Source organism: Anaeromyxobacter sp. Red801 (assembly GCF_049201065.2).
In the GTDB taxonomy this organism is placed as follows: Bacteria; Myxococcota; Myxococcia; order Myxococcales; family Anaeromyxobacteraceae; genus Anaeromyxobacter.
In genome coordinates this window covers 1,339,560-1,356,449 of the sequence record NZ_CM181236.1, presented here as the reverse complement: position 1 = coordinate 1,356,449, position 16,890 = coordinate 1,339,560, and the positions used below count along the sequence as shown (strand labels likewise).

The window sequence follows — 16,890 nt, the reverse complement described above, 5'->3', positions numbered from 1 at the left end:
GGCTCGCCCACGAGCCCTGGGCCGGCCCCGCCTCCCCCCGCTGAGCGCCCCCCGCCGGTCCCGCGGACCGCGCCGCGGCGCGCGGGCGGGAGGCGCCGCGCGGGCTCAGTGCACCGTCGCCTCCACCCCGCCGGTCGCGAGGGTCTCGTCGCTCTCGTCCACGGCCGCGCTGGCCTTCGCCGCGAGCGTCCGCTGGCGCTCGCGGGCCTTCTCGAGCGCCTGGTCGATGCTGAAGCTGGCCGGGCGCTGCCGCGGCGGGAACTCCTCGAACGTCTCGAGGAACTTCGCGACCAGGATCTGCGCCGGCACCAGCACGAACGCGTGATCCATGAGCCACTTGTCGTAGTACATGGAGGCGTCGTCCCGCGCCCGCTCCATCGGATCGCTCCGCAGGTTCACGAGCATCGGGATGCGCAGCTGGCTGAACGGCTCGGCCCACACGCTCATCCCGCGGGCGCGCTGCTCCATGAAGTGGAGCTTCCAGTTGTTGATGCGCAGCGCCAGCAGGTCGCCGTCGTCGCTCCAGTAGAAGAACGCCTTGCGCGGCGACTCCCGGACCTCGCCCGAGAAGAACGGCAGCAGGTTGTAGCCGTCGATGTGGACCTTGAACGTCTTCGCGCCCGCCTTGTAGCCCTTCTTCAGCTTCTCGACGATGTCGGGCTCGCCGGCGGCGGCGAGCAGCGTCGGCAGCAGGTCGGTGTGCGCGCAGATGTCGTTGACGACGGTCCCCGGCTTGATCACGCCGGGCCAGCGGATCACGCACGGCACCCGCCAGCCGCCCTCCCAGTTGGTGTCCTTCTCGCCGCGGAACGGGGTGGTCCCGCCGTCGGGCCAGCTCATCACCTCGGCGCCGTTGTCGGTCCCGTACACGACGATGGTGTCGCCCGCGATCCCCAGCGCGTCGAGCTTGTCGAGCAGCTGCCCGACGTGCCCGTCGTGCTCGACCATGCCGTCCGGGTAGACCCCGAGCCCGGTCGCGCCCTGCGACTCCTTCTTCAGGTACGTGTTGATGTGCATGCGGGTGGAGTTCCACCACACGAAGAACGGCTTCTTGCCGGCGTGCGCGCGCTCGATGAAGTCGAGGCTCGCCTCCAGGAACTCCTCGTCCACCGTCTCCATCCGCTTCTTGGTGAGCGGCCCGGTGTCCTCGACGGTCTGCGTGCCGTCCGGCTTCGCCCAGCTGTGCAGCACGCCGCGCGGGCCGAAGCGCTTCCGGAAGCGCGGGTCCTTCGGGTAGTCCGGGTGCTCCGGCTCGTCCTCGGCGTTCAGGTGGTACAGGTTCCCGAAGAACTCGTCGAAGCCGTGCACCGTCGGCAGGAACTCGTCGCGGTCGCCGAGGTGGTTCTTCCCGAACTGGCCGGTGGCGTAGCCGAGCGGCTTCAGCAGCTCGGCGATGGTCGGATCCTCGGGCTGCAGGCCGATGACGGCGCCGGGCAGGCCGACCTTGGTGAGACCGGTGCGGATGGGCGCCTGGCCGGTGATGAACGCGGCGCGGCCGGCGGTGCAGCTCTGCTGGCCGTACCAGTCGGTGAAGCGCGCGCCCTCGGCCGCGATCCGGTCGATGTTGGGGGTGCGGTAGCCCATGATGCCCTGGTGGTAACAGCTCGGGTTCATCCAGCCGATGTCGTCCCCCCAGATGACGAGGATGTTCGGCTTCTTCTTGCTCGCCATGTGCTGCTCCTCTCTCGGGCTCCCCACGTGCGGCGGGGGAGCTCGCGCTAGTATCCGCTCGCGCAGTAGGTGTCCTCGCCCGGCTGGATCACGCGCGTGGTGTCGATGTCCGAGGTCGGGGACGGGTACTTCGGCGCGAGCGGCGTGCCCTGCGCGGCCGACAGCGGCGCCGGCGCGTACGCGTTCACGTCGGCGCGGAGCTGCTTGATCCCGCGCCTCGTCACCGACAGCACCATACGGTCGGCGGCCCACGTCATGTAGCCGCGCTCGTCCCCGAGCAGCGGCTGCCGGCCCAGCCAGCGGATCCAGTCCCCGCAGTGGTTCAGGATGCTCTGCTTGGCGCAGGCGATGGTGTCGTCGCCCACCGAGAAGTGCGCAGCGACGGTGAGGCGCGGGTGGGGCGTGATCCGGCTGACGAGGTGGCCGAACGCGCCCTGCGGCGTGTGCGAGTTCTCGTAGACGGTCTGGACCATCGCGACGGTCTCGTCGAACTGCGCGCGGAGCTCGGTGCCCTCCTCCGGCACCTGCCGCAGCCGCAGCGACCTCAGCACGGTGGCGTCCGCCGGCGGCACCATCTCGTGGATGAACACGTCCACGCCCTCGCCGCCGCTGGCCTGCTCGACGCACATCGTCTCCGGCCGCGTGTCGCTGGTGTAGATCATCCGCAGGCCGTTCCACTCGACCTTGAAGCCCATCGAGCCCTTCCGCGCGTGGACGACGGGGAAGTGCGTCACCCGCATCCCGGTCTCGGCGTTGTCGTAGGCGACGCCGGGGACCTCCCAGTCGAGCTCGATCGCGTACAGGGCGAAGCCGTCGCCGTCCGGGTCCCGGGATCGACCTTCTCGCGCGGGATCGACGCAGGCACCCACTTCAGCGTCTCGTCCTGCCAGCCCTCGACCGCGGTGGAGAGGAAGCTGAAGCTCTCGGTGTGCCAGCGGCACGCCTTGCGGAGGTTCCTGCAGAACTCGATGGTGCCGTCCTCGTAGAGCCGCGGGTTGGTGACGGGGTCCTCGGGCCGCCCCGGGTCGAACCACGGGTTCTCGACCCCCGACGCCTTCGAGCCCCACACGTAGAGCGGCTTCTTGCGGTCGGTGGCCGGCCCGAAGCAGTAGAACGTGGTGAGGTCGGACATGTGGTCGCCGTGCAGGTGGTTCACGAAGACCTTGTCCATCCGGGCGAAGCCGACGTTCATCGCGGTGTAGTTCCCCGCGACGCCGCTGCCGCAGTCGAGGACGACCTGATCCGGCTTCGTGCCCCCGGGCCCCTCGCCGACCTGGACGAACACGCTCATCATCTCCTGCGCCGGCCGGGCCGGCGGGAACCCGGAGCCCATGAACGTGATCCGCATCTCGCCCGGCGCGACCGGCCGGAACGGGCTGATGGTGTCGAGCCGCTCGAAGAGGCTGTACCGGTCGCGCCGCTCGGCGGTCGGATAGCAGTCGCCCACGCCGAGGCATTGCTGCGCGGCGCGCGCGACGCCCGACCCGGCCGCGGCGATCCCTCCCAGCGCCAGCCCCGTGCCCTTCAGCAGCGTGCGGCGGCCCAGGCCCCCGCGCCCGTTCTCGCTGGACTTGCCCATGGCGCCCCCTGTCGTGGTCGCGCCCGCACGGTGGACGCACGTGCGGGGCCGACGGCGAGAGCGTGCACCTCCGCCGCGTACCCCGAGGTCTGGACCTCGGGGCTCCCTCCATGGGCGCGAGGTAGGCCGGCCGCGTGATCGCCGCGCGCGATCCCGGCGTCCCGAGGCGCGTGCCGGGTGCGACCGTGGGTCCGCCCCGGCGGTGCGGCAACGCACCTCAGCCGGATGGGTTCACCGGTAGAGAACACGGGGCAGCCAGAGCCCGATCTGCGGGAACACGTAGAGCAGCACCAGCGCCAGGATCTGGATGGCCATGAACGGCATCATCCCGGCGAAGATCTGGTTCAGGGTCACGTGCCGGGGCGCGACGCCCTTCAGGTAGAACGCCGCCATGGCGACCGGCGGCGACAGGAACGCGGTCTGGAGGTTGAGCGCGACCAGCAGCCCGAAGAAGAGCGGGTCGATCTCGAAGTGCCCGAGCAGCGGGATGAAGATGGGCATGAAGATGACGATGATCTCGGTCCACTCCAGCGGCCACCCGAGCAGGAAGATGATCGCCTGCGCCAGCACCATGAACTGGATGGGCGTGAGGTCGAGCCCGAGCACCCAGCGCTCGATGAGCCCCTGGCCGCCGAGCAGCGCGAACGCCGCCGAGAAGATCGACGAGCCCACGAACAGCCAGCACACCATCGCCGTGGTCTTCGCGGTCAGGAACACCGACTCCTTCAGCACCGACCACCTGAACTGCCGGTAGGCGCCGGTGAGCACCATCGCGCCGGCGGCCCCGAGCGCGGCCGCCTCGGTCGGCGTGGCCCAGCCGAAGACGATGGACCCGAGCACGGCGAGGATGAGCGTGGTCAGCGGGAAGAAGCTGGTGAGCAGCATCTTCAGGATCTCGAGGCGCTCCAGCGTGAAGATGCCGTAGTGCACGGCGAGCGCAGCCAGCGCGGCCGCGACCGCGATCCAGAACGCCGGCGGGGCCGGCTTGCCTCCCGCCGGCGCGGCGACCGCCGGCGCCTCCGCGCCGGCCTCGCGGACCTCCTCCACCGCGCCCTCCGGGCCTGCCACCGGCACGGGCTCGGCGCCCGCCTCCGCCGGCGCCCCGTCGTCCTCCAGCGGCGCGAGCTCCGCGCCCTGGTAGGCCTCCTCGGGCGCCGCCTCGCCGTCGCCCACCTCGACCAGGCCGCCGGTGTCCACCACGCGCTCGGCCGTGACGACGCCGTGCACGGCCGCGATCCCGACGGCCAGCGCGGCCGCCGGCAGGAGCGCGGTCGCGAGCTGCCGCCCCGCCCAGCGGCGCCCGACGCCCGGCGGCGGCCGGGTCAGCGCCCCGAGCAGCGCCGGGACGGCCAGGCGGCGCCGCCCGCCCGCCAGGATCCGCGAGGGCTCCGGCAGCGTGACCGTCCGCTCCTCCGGCGTGGCCGGCGGGGCGAGCGCGGGCCGGAGCCGCGCGACCAGCACCACGTAGGCGATGTACAGGCCGGCGAGCAGCAGGCCGGGGAAGAACGCGCCCGCGTACAGCTGCACCACCGAGACCCCCGCGGTGGCGCCGTAGAGGATGAGCATCACCGAGGGCGGGATCAGGATGCCGAGGCAGCCGCCCGCGGTGATCGCGCCCGCCGAGAGCTTGATGTCGTAGCCGGCGCGGAGCATCGCCGGGAACGCGAGCAGGCCCATGAGCGTCACCACCGCGCCGACGATGCCGGTGGCGGTGGCGAACAGCGCGCAGGTGGCGAGCGTGGCGACGGCGAGCGAGCCCGGCACGAAGGCCATGGCGAGGTGGAGGCTCTTGAACAGCCGCTCGATGAGGTTGGCCCGCTCCACCAGGTAGCCCATGAACACGAACAGCGGGATCGAGATGAGGACGTCGTTCGTCATCACCGCGTAGGTCCGCTGCACCATCAGGTCGAGCGTCTGCTGCGTCGCGATGGCGGGGTTGTCGAAGCGGTACGCCAGCCACGCGAAGATCACGCCCATGCCCATCAGCGTGAACGCCGTGGGGAAGCCCAGCATGATCGCGACCACCACGAGCGACAGCATGAGCAGCCCGAGGTGGCCGGTGGTCATCTGCGACGGGGCGGGCATGATCCACGCGGTGATCGCGACGATCACCGCCATCATGCCGAGGCCGGACCAGAGCTCCTTCCTCATGGCCGCGTGTCCTTCCGGCCGGCCTCGGGCGGCTCGGTCCCGGCGCCGCCGCCCTCGCGCCGGACCACCAGCGCGTCGAGGGCGGCGAGGTCCTCGTCCTTCACGTGGACCAGCTCCTTCAGCTTGTCGACGTCCACCTCCTCCACGTCCTGCGTGCGCGAGGGCCACTCGCCCGTCCGGAGGCAGGCCGCGCAGCGGACGATCTCGACGACGCCCTGGAGCAGGAGCAGCCCGCCCGCCAGCGGGATGGCCGCCTTGAACGGGTAGATCGGCGGCCCGTCCACCGTGATGGTGGAGTGCTCGCGGATCGCGAACGACTCCGCGGCGTAGGTCCACCCGGCGTACACCATCGCCAGCACGCCCGGGACGAAGAACGCCACGTACAGGACGAGGTCGAGCCCGGCCTGCACGCGCGGCGGGAAGAAGCCGTAGAGCACGTCGCCCCGCACGTGGCCGCTCTTCGCGAGGGTGTAGGCGCCCGCCATCATGAACAGGACGCCGTACATCATGATCTGCGCGTCGAAGGCCCAGGCGTGCGGGGCGTCGAGGAACTTCCGCGAGAAGACCTCCCACGTCACGAGCCCGGTGATCGCCACGATGAGCCAGGCGAAGGCCTGGCCGACGGCGGTGGAGAGCCGGTCCACCGCGAGGAGGATGCGCTGCATGCGGCGCTCCTACGTGGGCTTCTTCTTCCCGCCGAAGAAGTGGTTGTATGCCATCTTGAAGTCCACGTTGGTGTCGTTCTGCCAGCGCGCCGCGCGCTGCGCGAACTTGCGCTGCGACTCGAGCACCTTCTTGAACATGGGGTTCTCGGCCGCGCGCTTCTCCATCACCTGGTCCCAGATCTCGAGCTGCCGCTTCAGGATCTCCGGGCGCGTCGAGTAGAACTTCACCCCCTGCTTGTCCCGCATCTCGAAGTAGTCGGTGGAGTAGCGGTCGATGGCCTTCCAGCTCATGTCGGCGGACGCGGCCTGCGCGGCGATCGAGATGATGGACTTGAGGTCGGCCGGCAGCGCCTGGAAGCGCTTGCCGTTGAACAGGATCTCGAACTGCTCCGAGCACTGGTGGAAGCTCTGCAGCATGCAGATCTTCGAGACGTCCGGGAACCCGAGCACGCGGTCCGAGGAGGCGTTGTTGAACTCGGCGGCGTCGAGGAGGCCCCGGTCCATCGCCGGCACGATCTCCGCGCCCGGGAGCGCGTTCACCGCCGCGCCCAGGCCGTTGAAGATGTCGATGGAGAGGCCGACGGTCCGGAACTTGAGCCCCTTCATGTCGTCCGGCTTCGCGATGGGCTTCTGCTTGAACCAGCCGAGCGGCTGGGTCGGCATGGGCCCGTACATGAGCGAGACGACGTCCAGGTTGAGGGACTTGTAGATCTCCTCGAGGAGCTGCCGGCCCCCGCCGTAGTGGTGCCACGCGAGCACCATGTTCGGATCCATCCCGAACGCGGGGCCGGAGCCCCACAGCGCCAGCGCCGTGTTCTTGCCGTACCAGTAGGCGACCACGCCGTGGCCGCCGTCGAGCGTGCCCTTCGAGACCGCGTCGAGGAGGTCGAACGCCTTCACCACCGAGCCGGCCGCGAGCACCTCGATCTTGAGGCGTCCGCCGGACATCTCGTTGACCTTCTTCGCGTAGTCGAGCGCGAACTCGTGGAAGATGTCCTTCTGCGGCCAGGTGCTCTGGAAGCGCAGCGTGGTGGGCGCCTGCGCGACGTGGATGGTCGGCGCGGCCGCCCCCGCCGCCACGCCCGCGGCGCCGAGGGCTGCCTTCTTCAGGAACGAACGGCGGGAAGCCTTCGGGGCGGTGTCCGCCTGGGGCCTGCTCGTGGTCTTCTTCATGCGCGCTCCTCCCGGAAATCGGGGTGGTCAGCGGTTCTTTGTGCTGTCCGGGGAGCCGGCAATCCTTCGTCCGGGTACAGCGCGCCGAATCCTGCGCGGCGGTCATTGACGATTCGTCAATCCCGCACCGCCCGGGGCGAGCGAGGTCCAGGTTCGGGCCCCTCGCAGCGGCGGCCACGGGTGTGGCACCGCGGCGCGTCACGCACCGGCGCGGGGTGTTCCGGCGGGCTGCGAGGCGTCGTCAGCGGTCCGGGTCGAGCGCCGCGGCGCCGATCACCCGGCCGCCGGCGAGGCGCACCCGCCAGACTCCGCCGTTCGGGACGACGGGCGGCGCGACCGCCCCGCCGGCCGGGCCGCCGTCGAGCACGGCGGAGAGGAACGCCCGCATGACTCCACCATGCGTCACGACCAGCGCGGGCGTGGCGAGCCGTTCGGCGGCCCGGTGGATGGCCGGCACCACGCGCGCGAGGAGCGCCTCGGTGGTCTCGCCGCCCGGCGGCGGCGTGCGGGGGTCGGCGAGGTGGCGCGCCCACGCGTCCGGGTCGCGCGCCGCGCACTCGCCGCGGGTCAGCCCCTCCCACGCGCCGTAGCCGCGCTCGCGCAGGTCCTCGTCCACGAGCGCGACCTCCAGGCCCAGCGCCCCGCCCACGAGCTCCGCCGTGCCGCGCGCGCGGGAGAGGTCGCTCGACCCGATGGCGCGGACGCCCTCGGCGCGGAGGCGGACCGCGAGGGCGAGCGCCTGGGCCCGCCCGTTCGCGTTGAGCGGCACGTCGGTCTGGCCCTGCAGGCGCCCGGCGGCGTTCCAGTCGGTCTCGCCGTGGCGGACGAGGAGGACGTGGCGCTCGGGCGGCATCGGCCCGACCCTACCCTCGCCGCGCCCGGACCGCCAGGCGCCGGCCGTCAGTAGGGCGTCCCGTCCTTGTGCACGAACCGGCGCCGCCCGTCGGGCCCGGGCACGAGCATGAGGTCGTCCATCGGGTAGATCACCTGGTCCCCGCCGGCGCGGTCGCCCACCTCGAGCACCACCACGTCGCGCTCGGTGCGGTTCTCCAGGTGGTGCGCCCGCCCGCTCGCGGGGAAGCCGGCGCACATGCCGGGGGCGAGCTGCACGTCGCCGTCGTCGGTGACGAGCGTCGGGTGGCCCTCGAGGACGTACACGAACTCGTCCTGCACGGTGTGGCGGTGGTGGATGGCCGAGGTGTCGCCCGCGGGCAGCCGCATGAGGTTGACCCCGAACGCCCTCAGGCCGAACGGATCCCCGAGGGCGTGCTTGACCCGCCGCGAGAGGCGCGTCGCGAACGGCTCGGGGACGAGCTGGGCGCCCTGGCGCGACGGGGCGGAGGCGGCCTCGATGGCGATGGGCGGCACGGGCTGGCTCATGCGGTGCTCCTTGGCGGCGGGACGCCGGGCGCGGAGCATAGCGCCCGCGGCCCGGGCCGCCTCGGATTCGACCGCGGGAGCCGCGGCGCGCCCTCGGCGGGACGCCGGCGCATCCGTCCGCGAGCGCGTCCCGGCCCGTCAGCGCGCCCGGCGCGCCGCCAGCTGCCGGGCCTGGATGGCCGTGAGCGCGATGGTGAACACGATGTCCTCGACCAGGCACCCGCGGCTCAGGTCGTTCACCGGCCGGGCGAGCCCCTGGAGCATCGGGCCGATGCTGACCACGTTCGCGCTCCGCTGCACGGCCTTGTAGGTGACGTTCCCGGTGTTGAGGTCCGGGAACACGAACACCGTCGCGCGGCCGGCCACGCTCGACCTCGGCGCCTTCTGCCGCGCCACGTCCGGCATGACCGCCGCGTCGTACTGCAGCGGCCCGTCGATGGCGAGGTCCGGCCGCGCCGCGCGCGCGAGCTCGGTCGCGCGCTTCACCTTCTCGACCTCCTCGCCCGCGCCGCTCGTGCCGGTCGAGTAGGACAGCATCGCCACGCGCGGCTCGATGCCGAACGCGGCGGCCGAGTCGGCGCTCTGGACGGCGATGTCGGCGAGCTGCTCGGCGGTGGGCGTCGGGTTCACGGCGCAGTCGCCGAACACCAGCACCTGCTCCGGCAGGCACATGAAGAACACGCTCGACACCAGGTTGCAGCCGGGCACCGTCTTCACGATCTGCAGGGCGGGCCGGATGGTGTGGGCGGTGGTGTGGAGCGCGCCGGAGACGAGCCCGTCGGCCTCGTCGAGCGCCATCATCATGGTGCCGACCATCACCGCGTCGCCCAGCTCCTGGGCGGCCTGCGCCGCGGTCATCCCCTTGGCCGCGCGGCGCTCGACCAGCGGCGCCACGTACCAGGGCGCGACCCGGGCCGGATCGACGATCTCGATCGACGGCGGCAGCGTGATCCCCTGCCGGCGCGCGACCTCGTGGACCTCGTCCGCGTCGCCGAGCAGCACGCAGCGCGCGATCCCGCGCTCCTGGGCGATGGCCGCCGCCGCCACCGTGCGCGGCTCGGCGCCCTCGGGCAGGACGATCCGCTTGTTCGCGGCGCGCGCCGCCTCCACCAGCCGCTGCCGGAACGCGGGCGGCGAGAGGCGCCGCACGCGGGTGGTCGCGGCGCGGGACCGCAGCCAGGCGGGGTCGATGAGGTCGGCCACCGCCGTCATCACCCGCTCCACGCGCACCGGGTCGTCGGGGGGCACCTGCAGGTTCATGCCGGCCACCGCGTTCGCGGCGGCGTAGCTGCCCTGGTCGACGGCGAGGACCGGCAGCCCGGCGCGGAGCGCGGAGTCGCACATCTCGAACACGTGGGGCTCGGGCTCGACCCCGCCGGTGAGCAGCACCGCCGCCAGCGGGACGCCGTTCAGCACCGCCAGCGCCGCGGCCAGCAGGATGTCGCTCCGGTCGCCCGGCGTGATGACGAGCGTGCCGGGCCGGAACGTCTTGATCGACCCCGGCACCGCCATCGCGCACAGCGCCACGTGCCGGATGCGCCGGCCCTCCTGGTCGCCGGCGCGGAGCACCCGCGCCCCGATCGCCTGGGCGAGGTCCTTCACGCGCGGGGCGGCGAGGTCGCCGCTCGCGGGCACCACCGCGATGGGCCGGAGGCGCTCCGCCTCCAGCGCCGCGCGGTAGGCGTCGATCTCCGCCGCCGGGAGCTCGCCCTCCTCGCCCGCCTCCAGCCAGATGGGCCGCGACTCGCCGACGCGGGCGGCCGGCGCCCGGGGGGCGACGCGGTTCAGGAAGCAGCTCACCGGCTCGCCGTCGCCGAACCCGCCGAGCCCGCGCGCCGCGATCGCCATCGCGTCCGCCAGCTCCGCCGGCGTCTCGCCGCGCGGCGAGCCGACCAGGACCAGCTCGGCGTCGAGCGCCTTGAGCATCAGCGCGTTGACGCGCGTCGAGTGCACCATCCCGGGCTCCGGCCACATCCCGGCGACCACCAGGACGTCCGCGCCCTCCGCGGCGCCGGCGCAGAGCGCCACCACCCGCTCCATCAGCGTCTGGTCGTCCCCGGCGGCGAGCAGCGCGTCCGCCTCGGCGCGCGGGATCGGGTCGGGCGGCCTCAGGCTGGAGCCGAGCCGGACCAGCGCCGAGACGCGGTCCTCGCCGCGCGCGGCGATGGGCTTCGCGAAGGCGACGCGCACGCCCTGGCGATCCAGGGCGCGCACCAGGCCCAGACAGGCGGTGGTGAGGCCGACCTGGCGTCCGGCCGGCGCGAGGAGGAGGACGTGGGCCATCTGCGTGCGCTCCCGGGCTAGGCGAAGGCGCGCCGCTCGGCGGCGGGCGGCTCCGCGTCCGCGGCCGCATCCGGGGGCGCGTCCGCGTGGCCGTGGGGGTGGGCGTGGGCATGGGCGCCCGCGATCTCGGCGGTGTCCATCGCGATCATGAGCTCCTCGTTGGTGGCGATCACCGCCGCCATCGGGCTGGTGGTCCGGGTGATCCGGCCCCGGAGCGCCTTGCCGTGGAACGCGTTGGCGTGGGCGTCGAGCGCGAAGCCGGCGAAGCCGAGCAGCTCCACGATGCGGGCCCGCACGTCCACCGCGTTCTCGCCGATCCCGCCGGTGAACACGAGCGCGTCCACCCGCCCCAGCGACACGAACATGCCCGCCGCGGCCTTCGCGACCGAGTAGCAGAACTTGTCGATGGCGAGCGCGGCGCGCTCGTGCCCGTTCGCGGCCGCCTCCTGCAGCGTGCGCATGTCGTTCGACAGGCCGGAGATGCCGAGCAGGCCGGAGTTCCGGTTCAGCTCGTCCATCACGTGGTCGGCGGTGCAGTGCAGCGCCTTCTTCATGTGCGCGATGATCGACGGGTCGATGTTGCCGCTGCGCGTGCCCATCACCACGCCGTCCACCGGCGTGAGCCCCATGGTCGTGTCCATGCTGGCGCCGTTGCGGACGGCGGCGAGCGAGCAGCCGTTCCCGAGGTGCGCCGTGACCACCGCGTGGTCCTCGGGGTCGAGGCCGAGCTGCTTCACCGCCTGCTGCGAGACGTACCGGTGGCTCGTGCCGTGGAAGCCGTACCGCCGCACCTCGTGCTTCGCGAACCACTCGTACGGCACCGCGTACAGGTAGGCGCGGGACGGCATGGTCTGGTGGAAGGCGGTGTCGAACACCGCCACCTGCGGCAGCGCCGGGAACAGCTCCTGCGCGATGCGGATGCCGAGCAGGTTGGCCGGGTTGTGGAGCGGGCCGAGCGGGATGCACTCCTCGATCTTGGCGACGACGGCGGGCGTGATGGGCATCGAGCCGGAGAACTTGGCGCCGCCGTGGACGACGCGGTGGCCGACGCCGGCGATCTCGCCCGCCACCCCGAGCTCGTCGAGGAGCTCGACCACGGCGCGCAGCGCGCGCTCGTGCCCGGCCCCGTGCAGCAGGCGCGACTCCTTCCTGCCGTCCACCTTGAAGTCGAGCGTCGCCTGCGCCGAGCCGACCCGCTGCGCGACGCCGGAGACCAGCTCACGGCCGGTCACCGCGTCGATCACCGCGAACTTCGCCGACGAGCTTCCGCAGTTCAGCACCAGAACGATCACGCCACCTACCTCCACGAGACGAGGGCTCCGTCGCGCCGACGGGCACGGAGTCTGGACGGGACATGGGCTGGGGCCGTAAGCCTCGCGGACGCGATGGCCTCGGAGCGGTCACGGTCTCATGTGGGGCGCGCGGCGCGCAAGGGCCACTCGCGGCATTTCCGCGCACGGACGCGCCCGCGCTTGATCGGCGTCACGGCCACGCGCTGACGCGTCGCGGCGCGCGGCGTGCCGGGTTATCCGTAGGCGATGCGGACCCTCGCCATCGCCGGCGCCTCCGGCCTCGTCGGCTCCCTCGCGCTCCGGCACCTGCTCGCCCGCGAGGACGTCGGCCGCGTGGTCGCGGTCGGGCGGCGCGCGCTGCCGGTCGAGCACGCCAGGCTCACCTCCCGGATCGCGGACCTCCGCGATCCGGCCGCGATCCGGCGGGCGCTGCCGGAGGCGGTGGACGTCGCCGTCTGCTGCCTCGGCACGACCATGAAGCAGGCCGGATCGCGGGAGGCGTTCCGCGCGGTGGACCTCGAGGCGGTGGTCGCGTTCGGCGAGGCCGCGCGGGCGAGGGGCGCGCAGCGGTTCGTGCTGGTGAGCTCGGTCGGCGCGAGCCCGCGCTCGAGGAGCTTCTACCTGCGGACCAAGGGCGAGGCCGAGGAGGCCCTGGCGCGCCTCGGCTACCGGCAGCTCACCGTGCTCCGCCCCTCGTTCCTCGACGACGGCGGCGCGCGGAAGGATCCCCGGCTCGGCGAGCGGCTCGCGCTCCCGCTCGCCCGCGCGGCGTTCGCCGTGCTGGGCCGGGAGCGCCGCCACGCGCCGGTCCCGGCCGACGCCGTCGCCCGCGCGCTCGTCCGGCTCGCGCTCGACGACGCCGCGGAGCCCGTCCGCGTCGTGGAGAGCGAGCGGCTGCACGCGCTGGGGCGCTGAGCCTCACCGCGCGGGCCGCTCGACCAGCACCAGATCCGAGCGCTCCTGCACCTGCTCCAGCACCAGCTCGCGGCCGTCGGGCGACACGTCGAAGTCGCGGACGTCGAAGTCCGGCGGCAGCACGACCAGCGGGCGCGACGCGCCCGAGGCGAGGTCCACCGCGGCGAGGCGCTTGCGGCGGATCTCGCCCCGCAGCACCGCGATCGACCGCCCGCCGGGGAGGAACGCGACGTGCCGCTCCCCGCGCGTCAGGGTGAGCGGGGGCATCCGGTGCGCGCTCCCGTCGGCGTTCACCGCCCTCAGCGGGAAGGTGGTGCCGACGTCCGCGCCGGTGAACGCGAGGAGATCGCCGGCGGGCGACCAGGCCGGATCCGCCGAAGGCTCGGCCACCAGCGGCGCGGGCGCGCCGCCCTCGAGCGGCACCCTGAACAGCCTCGGCGCGCCGTCCACGATGGCGCCGACCGCGAGCGAGGTCCCGTCCGGCATCCACGCCGGCGCGCCCGCGAGCTGGAGCGCGTCGGTGACCACGCGCCCGCCGGTGCCGTCCGCGTCCACCACGCGGAGGCGGGTCCGCCCGCCCTCGCGCGTCCAGAACGCGATCCGCCGCCCGTCCCTGCGGACCGCCGGTGCGCCGGCGATCCGCGCCCCGGGCTGGCTCCAGAGCTCCGTGCTGGCGCCGTCCTGCAGCTTCCACAGGCCGTCGCCGGCGCCCTTCGCCGAGACGTAGACGAGGTAGCCGGGGCCGAGCCGCGGAGCCCACCCGGTCCCGGTGGTCAGCGGGATCGGCCGCGCGTCGGCGAGGTCCGCGTGCTCCGGTCCGAGCGCCACGCGCCAGAGCGTGCGCTTCGGGCTCGCCTGCGTGAGGACCAGGCGCCGCCCGTCCGCGCTCGCCGCGAGCGAGGTGTACCGCTCGGCGCCCGTCCCCACGCGCCGCGCCACCCTGCCCTCGACGTCGAGCGCGTGCAGCCACGGCCCGGAGCCGTCGGCGTCGGTGGCGAGGTAGAGCAGCGTCCGCGCGTCCGCGAACACCGGGTGGCTGACCACGCCGTCGTGGTGGGTCAGGCGCTCCGGCGCGCTGCCGTCCGGCCGGATCCGCCACAGGTCGAGGCGGTCCGGGAGCGCCCCCTGCACGAAGTACACGAACGCCTGATCCGGCGCCCAGGTCTGGAAGTGCGCGTGCAGCCCCGCCGGCGCGGAGAAGATCCGGCGACCCTCGTGCAGCCGGCCGGCCTCGCTCACGTACATCGGATCGCCCGGGCCCGGCGTGTGGTGGACGAGGCGCGTGCCGTCGCGCGTCCAGGCGTACTCCGCCGCGCCCTCCAGGTACGGCCGCGGGGGACCGCCCAGCAGCGGCACCGCCCAGATGCCGATGTCCGGCGGGTCCGAGCCGGTGCGGCCGCGGGCCCAGAAGGTCACCAGCGAGCCGTCCGGCGAGAAGCCCAGCGCCCGGATCGACGGGTTCACCAGCTCGGGCGCGCTGCCGCGCGTCAGGTCCAGGAACTGCCCGGAGCCGACCTGCGTGAGCCACACGTCCACGCGCCCGGCCCGGTCCGACAGGAACGCGACGAAGCGCCCGTCGGCGGAGATCGCGGCCGCCTGCTCGACGCCGCCGAAGTCGGTCAGCGGCACGAAGCGGGCGCCGGCCAGCGGATCGCGCGTCGAGGCGGCGCGCCGCTGGACGAGCCAGGTCGCGCCCGCTCCGACCGCGGCGGCCGCGGCGACGGCCGCCGCGAGCAGGACCGCCGGCCGCGAGGCCCCCGCGAACCCGCTCGCCGCCGGCCCGCCGCCGGCCGGCTCGAGGGGGGCCGCCGTCCCCGCGTCGCCGGCGGGTTCCCCCTCCGGACCGGCGCCCGGGAGCGTCCCCTCGCCCGGTGCGCCGCCCGCCGCCCCGGCGCTCCGGCGGCGCGCCCACGCGTCGAGATCGGAGCGAAACGCGTAGACCGAGCCGAGCTTGTCGTGCAGGTGCCGGTGGACCGGCATGCCCTCGCGCCGCTCCCAGCGCTGCACGGTGGTGACGTCGCGGCGCAGGTAGGCCGCGATCTCCTTCCACGACTCGAGCCGGTCCGACGCGGGACGCGCCGCGCCGGAGGCCCCTCCGGGAGTCGAGTCGGGCATGGCCACCCCCCGCATCCGCCGGCCGCACCGACGGCGAGCCGGCGCCCGGGTATGTAGTCGGGGGGCGGTGCGCGCCGCAATCGGCGGCTCGCGCGACGCGGCCCGGCGACCGCGCCGCGCGAGACGGGCCCGGGTCACTCGCAGGCGATGCCGAAGCGGCCGCAGAGCGCGTCGTCCGTCACGTCGCGGATCCAGCGCGCCGACTGCTCCATCGTCGTGCGGAGGTGCAGCCCTCCCCACACCCGCGCGTCGGCGTTCTCGTCGGGGATGGCCGCGAGCGACGCATAGCTGCGCGACGGCACCTGCGGCCAGCCGGCGACCTGGCCGCCGGTGCTCGTCAGCGTGACCGGCATCTCGCCGAACAGCAGCCGGAGCGCGGTGGCCATGGCGCTCCCGTAGCACCCGTGCCCGGCCGGATACTCGGGGTGGTTCGCGCGGACGAGCGGCGTCCAGAGCGGCTCCGGCTCGGTCCGCCGGTTGCCGTCCTCGTCGGCGCGCTGGATGGCCTGGAACGGACGCCAGCTCAGGTAGTGGTACTTGCTCTCGAAGCACGCGAGCATGGCCTCGCCCCCGGCCACGCCGATGGCGGCGAGCGCCCGCGCCGTCTCGAGCTCGTCGAGGTTCCGCGCGGCCACCAGGTCGCGGGTGTTGCGCTGCCAGAGCGTGAAGCCGCTCTCCGTCCAGAACTGGACGACGTCGGTCATCGCGGCGGTTCGCGCGGCGCTCTCCTTGCGCCCGTACTCCCTCACCTCGGCGAGCGCGTCCGCGTACCTCGCCGAGCGCAGGTTCGGCGGCGGCGGCGCCCGGCGGGCCCCCGGCGACGCCGCGGTCAGCGGCATCACGAACGCCATGGCGTAGTCGGAGGCGCCGGCGGTCGCGTACGCGTTCGCGACCGGGGTCGCCTGCCACACGCCGGGGTCGGCGGGCGGGTTCGCGAACACCGCCGCGTCGTAGAAGTGATCGCCGCTCCTCGCGGCCAGCACCGCCTGGGCGGCCGCCTCGCCCACCGCGACGCCGCCCGCCTTGGCCGCGCCGTCCGGGATGGCGGCGAGGAACGCCGTGTACCGGTCCTGGAACGCGGTGCGCGACGTTCCCGCGTTCACGCGCGTGATGCCGACCCGGTACGCCGCGGTCGCGACGGCGGCGTCGAGGTCCGCGCCCGCCGGCGCGGGGACCGGCGCGAGGAACGGCGGGTACCGCCCCCGGATCGCCACCACGGCGTCGTACACCGCGACCTGGATGAGCGACGCGGTGTAGGCCTGCGCGGCGTTCCCGCGGCCGGGGAACCCGGCGACCAGGTCCTGCGCGTAGGCGTGCCAGGTCGTGACCGCGTTCGCGGCGAGCACGGCGGACCGGCTCGCCGCCGGCGGCCCGGCCGCCGCCTCGTCCGCGGCGAGGCACGCGGTGGCGAGCCAGCCGAGCGCGAGCGCCGCACATCGGCGCCGGGCGATCGTCCTCGCCTTCTTCCCCGGCGGGGCCGCGCCCGCGACGGCGGGCGAAGGCGTCCGGGGACCACGCTGCGCGATGCTGCACGGAACCAGCTCAGGGGCCTCTCGCATGACCGGCTTCCTCCTCGAGGGCTCGTCTCGAGCCCGCGGCGGAAGCCTCGGGGCCGGATTGACCCCGGTCAACGCGCGATCGGCGGGATCGCCAGGGATCCCGCGCC

At 74.0% G+C, this 16,890-nt stretch carries 13 protein-coding genes; 1 reads left to right on the top strand and 12 read right to left on the bottom strand.

Annotation, left to right across the window (positions count from 1 at the left end; translation table 11 throughout):
- Positions 1-105: 105 nt before the first annotated feature.
- The 10 genes from ACOQFB_RS06125 to ACOQFB_RS06080 all read right to left on the bottom strand — a co-directional run bounded on the left by ACOQFB_RS06125 (position 106) and on the right by ACOQFB_RS06080 (position 12,194).
- Complete coding sequence (locus ACOQFB_RS06125; RefSeq protein ID WP_082100118.1) at positions 106-1,671, bottom strand: arylsulfatase; 1,566 nt, start codon at positions 1,669-1,671, stop codon at positions 106-108.
- Between the two features lie 47 nt (positions 1,672-1,718).
- Positions 1,719-2,405 (bottom strand): hypothetical protein, encoded by a 687-nt coding sequence (locus tag ACOQFB_RS06120; RefSeq protein WP_494492505.1) that lies wholly within the window; start codon positions 2,403-2,405, stop codon positions 1,719-1,721.
- Positions 2,402-3,250: a hypothetical protein gene (locus tag ACOQFB_RS06115; protein ID WP_494492504.1), complete on the bottom strand. Its 849-nt coding sequence runs from the start codon at positions 3,248-3,250 to the stop codon at positions 2,402-2,404. Before ACOQFB_RS06115 ends, ACOQFB_RS06120 begins: the two co-directional genes overlap by 4 nt.
- Positions 3,251-3,481: 231 nt before the next feature.
- A complete protein-coding gene (locus ACOQFB_RS06110; RefSeq protein WP_421609984.1) occupies positions 3,482-5,401 on the bottom strand; it encodes a TRAP transporter large permease in 1,920 nt (639 codons plus the stop codon).
- Positions 5,398-6,066 (bottom strand): TRAP transporter small permease subunit, encoded by a 669-nt coding sequence (locus tag ACOQFB_RS06105; RefSeq protein WP_059436095.1) that lies wholly within the window; start codon positions 6,064-6,066, stop codon positions 5,398-5,400. Before ACOQFB_RS06105 ends, ACOQFB_RS06110 begins: the two co-directional genes overlap by 4 nt.
- A gap of 9 nt (positions 6,067-6,075) precedes the next feature.
- The gene (locus ACOQFB_RS06100; protein ID WP_421609985.1) at positions 6,076-7,239 is read right to left on the bottom strand and encodes a TRAP transporter substrate-binding protein; all 1,164 of its coding nucleotides are present in this window, start codon (positions 7,237-7,239) and stop codon (positions 6,076-6,078) included.
- A 241-nt stretch (positions 7,240-7,480) separates the two neighbouring features.
- Positions 7,481-8,092 (bottom strand): histidine phosphatase family protein, encoded by a 612-nt coding sequence (locus ACOQFB_RS06095; protein ID WP_059436097.1) that lies wholly within the window; start codon positions 8,090-8,092, stop codon positions 7,481-7,483.
- 47 nt (positions 8,093-8,139) lie between these two features.
- Positions 8,140-8,619 (bottom strand): cupin domain-containing protein, encoded by a 480-nt coding sequence (locus tag ACOQFB_RS06090; protein WP_059436130.1) that lies wholly within the window; start codon positions 8,617-8,619, stop codon positions 8,140-8,142.
- Between the two features lie 138 nt (positions 8,620-8,757).
- The gene (gene pta / locus ACOQFB_RS06085; protein ID WP_059436098.1) at positions 8,758-10,902 is read right to left on the bottom strand and encodes a phosphate acetyltransferase; all 2,145 of its coding nucleotides are present in this window, start codon (positions 10,900-10,902) and stop codon (positions 8,758-8,760) included.
- Between the two features lie 17 nt (positions 10,903-10,919).
- Complete coding sequence (locus ACOQFB_RS06080) at positions 10,920-12,194, bottom strand: acetate/propionate family kinase (protein ID WP_421609986.1); 1,275 nt, start codon at positions 12,192-12,194, stop codon at positions 10,920-10,922.
- A gap of 246 nt (positions 12,195-12,440) precedes the next feature.
- On the opposite strand from ACOQFB_RS06080, the gene ACOQFB_RS06075 reads away from it, so the two are divergent.
- Positions 12,441-13,109, top strand: coding sequence for an NAD(P)H-binding protein (locus tag ACOQFB_RS06075; protein ID WP_421609987.1), 669 nt, complete (start codon positions 12,441-12,443; stop codon positions 13,107-13,109).
- 3 nt (positions 13,110-13,112) lie between these two features.
- On the opposite strand, the gene ACOQFB_RS06070 is transcribed toward ACOQFB_RS06075, so the two are convergent.
- Both ACOQFB_RS06070 and ACOQFB_RS06065 read right to left on the bottom strand, forming a co-directional pair.
- The gene (locus ACOQFB_RS06070; protein WP_421609988.1) at positions 13,113-15,224 is read right to left on the bottom strand and encodes a DNA-binding protein; all 2,112 of its coding nucleotides are present in this window, start codon (positions 15,222-15,224) and stop codon (positions 13,113-13,115) included.
- A gap of 134 nt (positions 15,225-15,358) precedes the next feature.
- Positions 15,359-16,783, bottom strand: a complete 1,425-nt coding sequence (locus ACOQFB_RS06065; RefSeq protein ID WP_421609989.1) for a vanadium-dependent haloperoxidase — start codon at positions 16,781-16,783, stop codon at positions 15,359-15,361.
- Positions 16,784-16,890 lie beyond the last annotated feature (107 nt).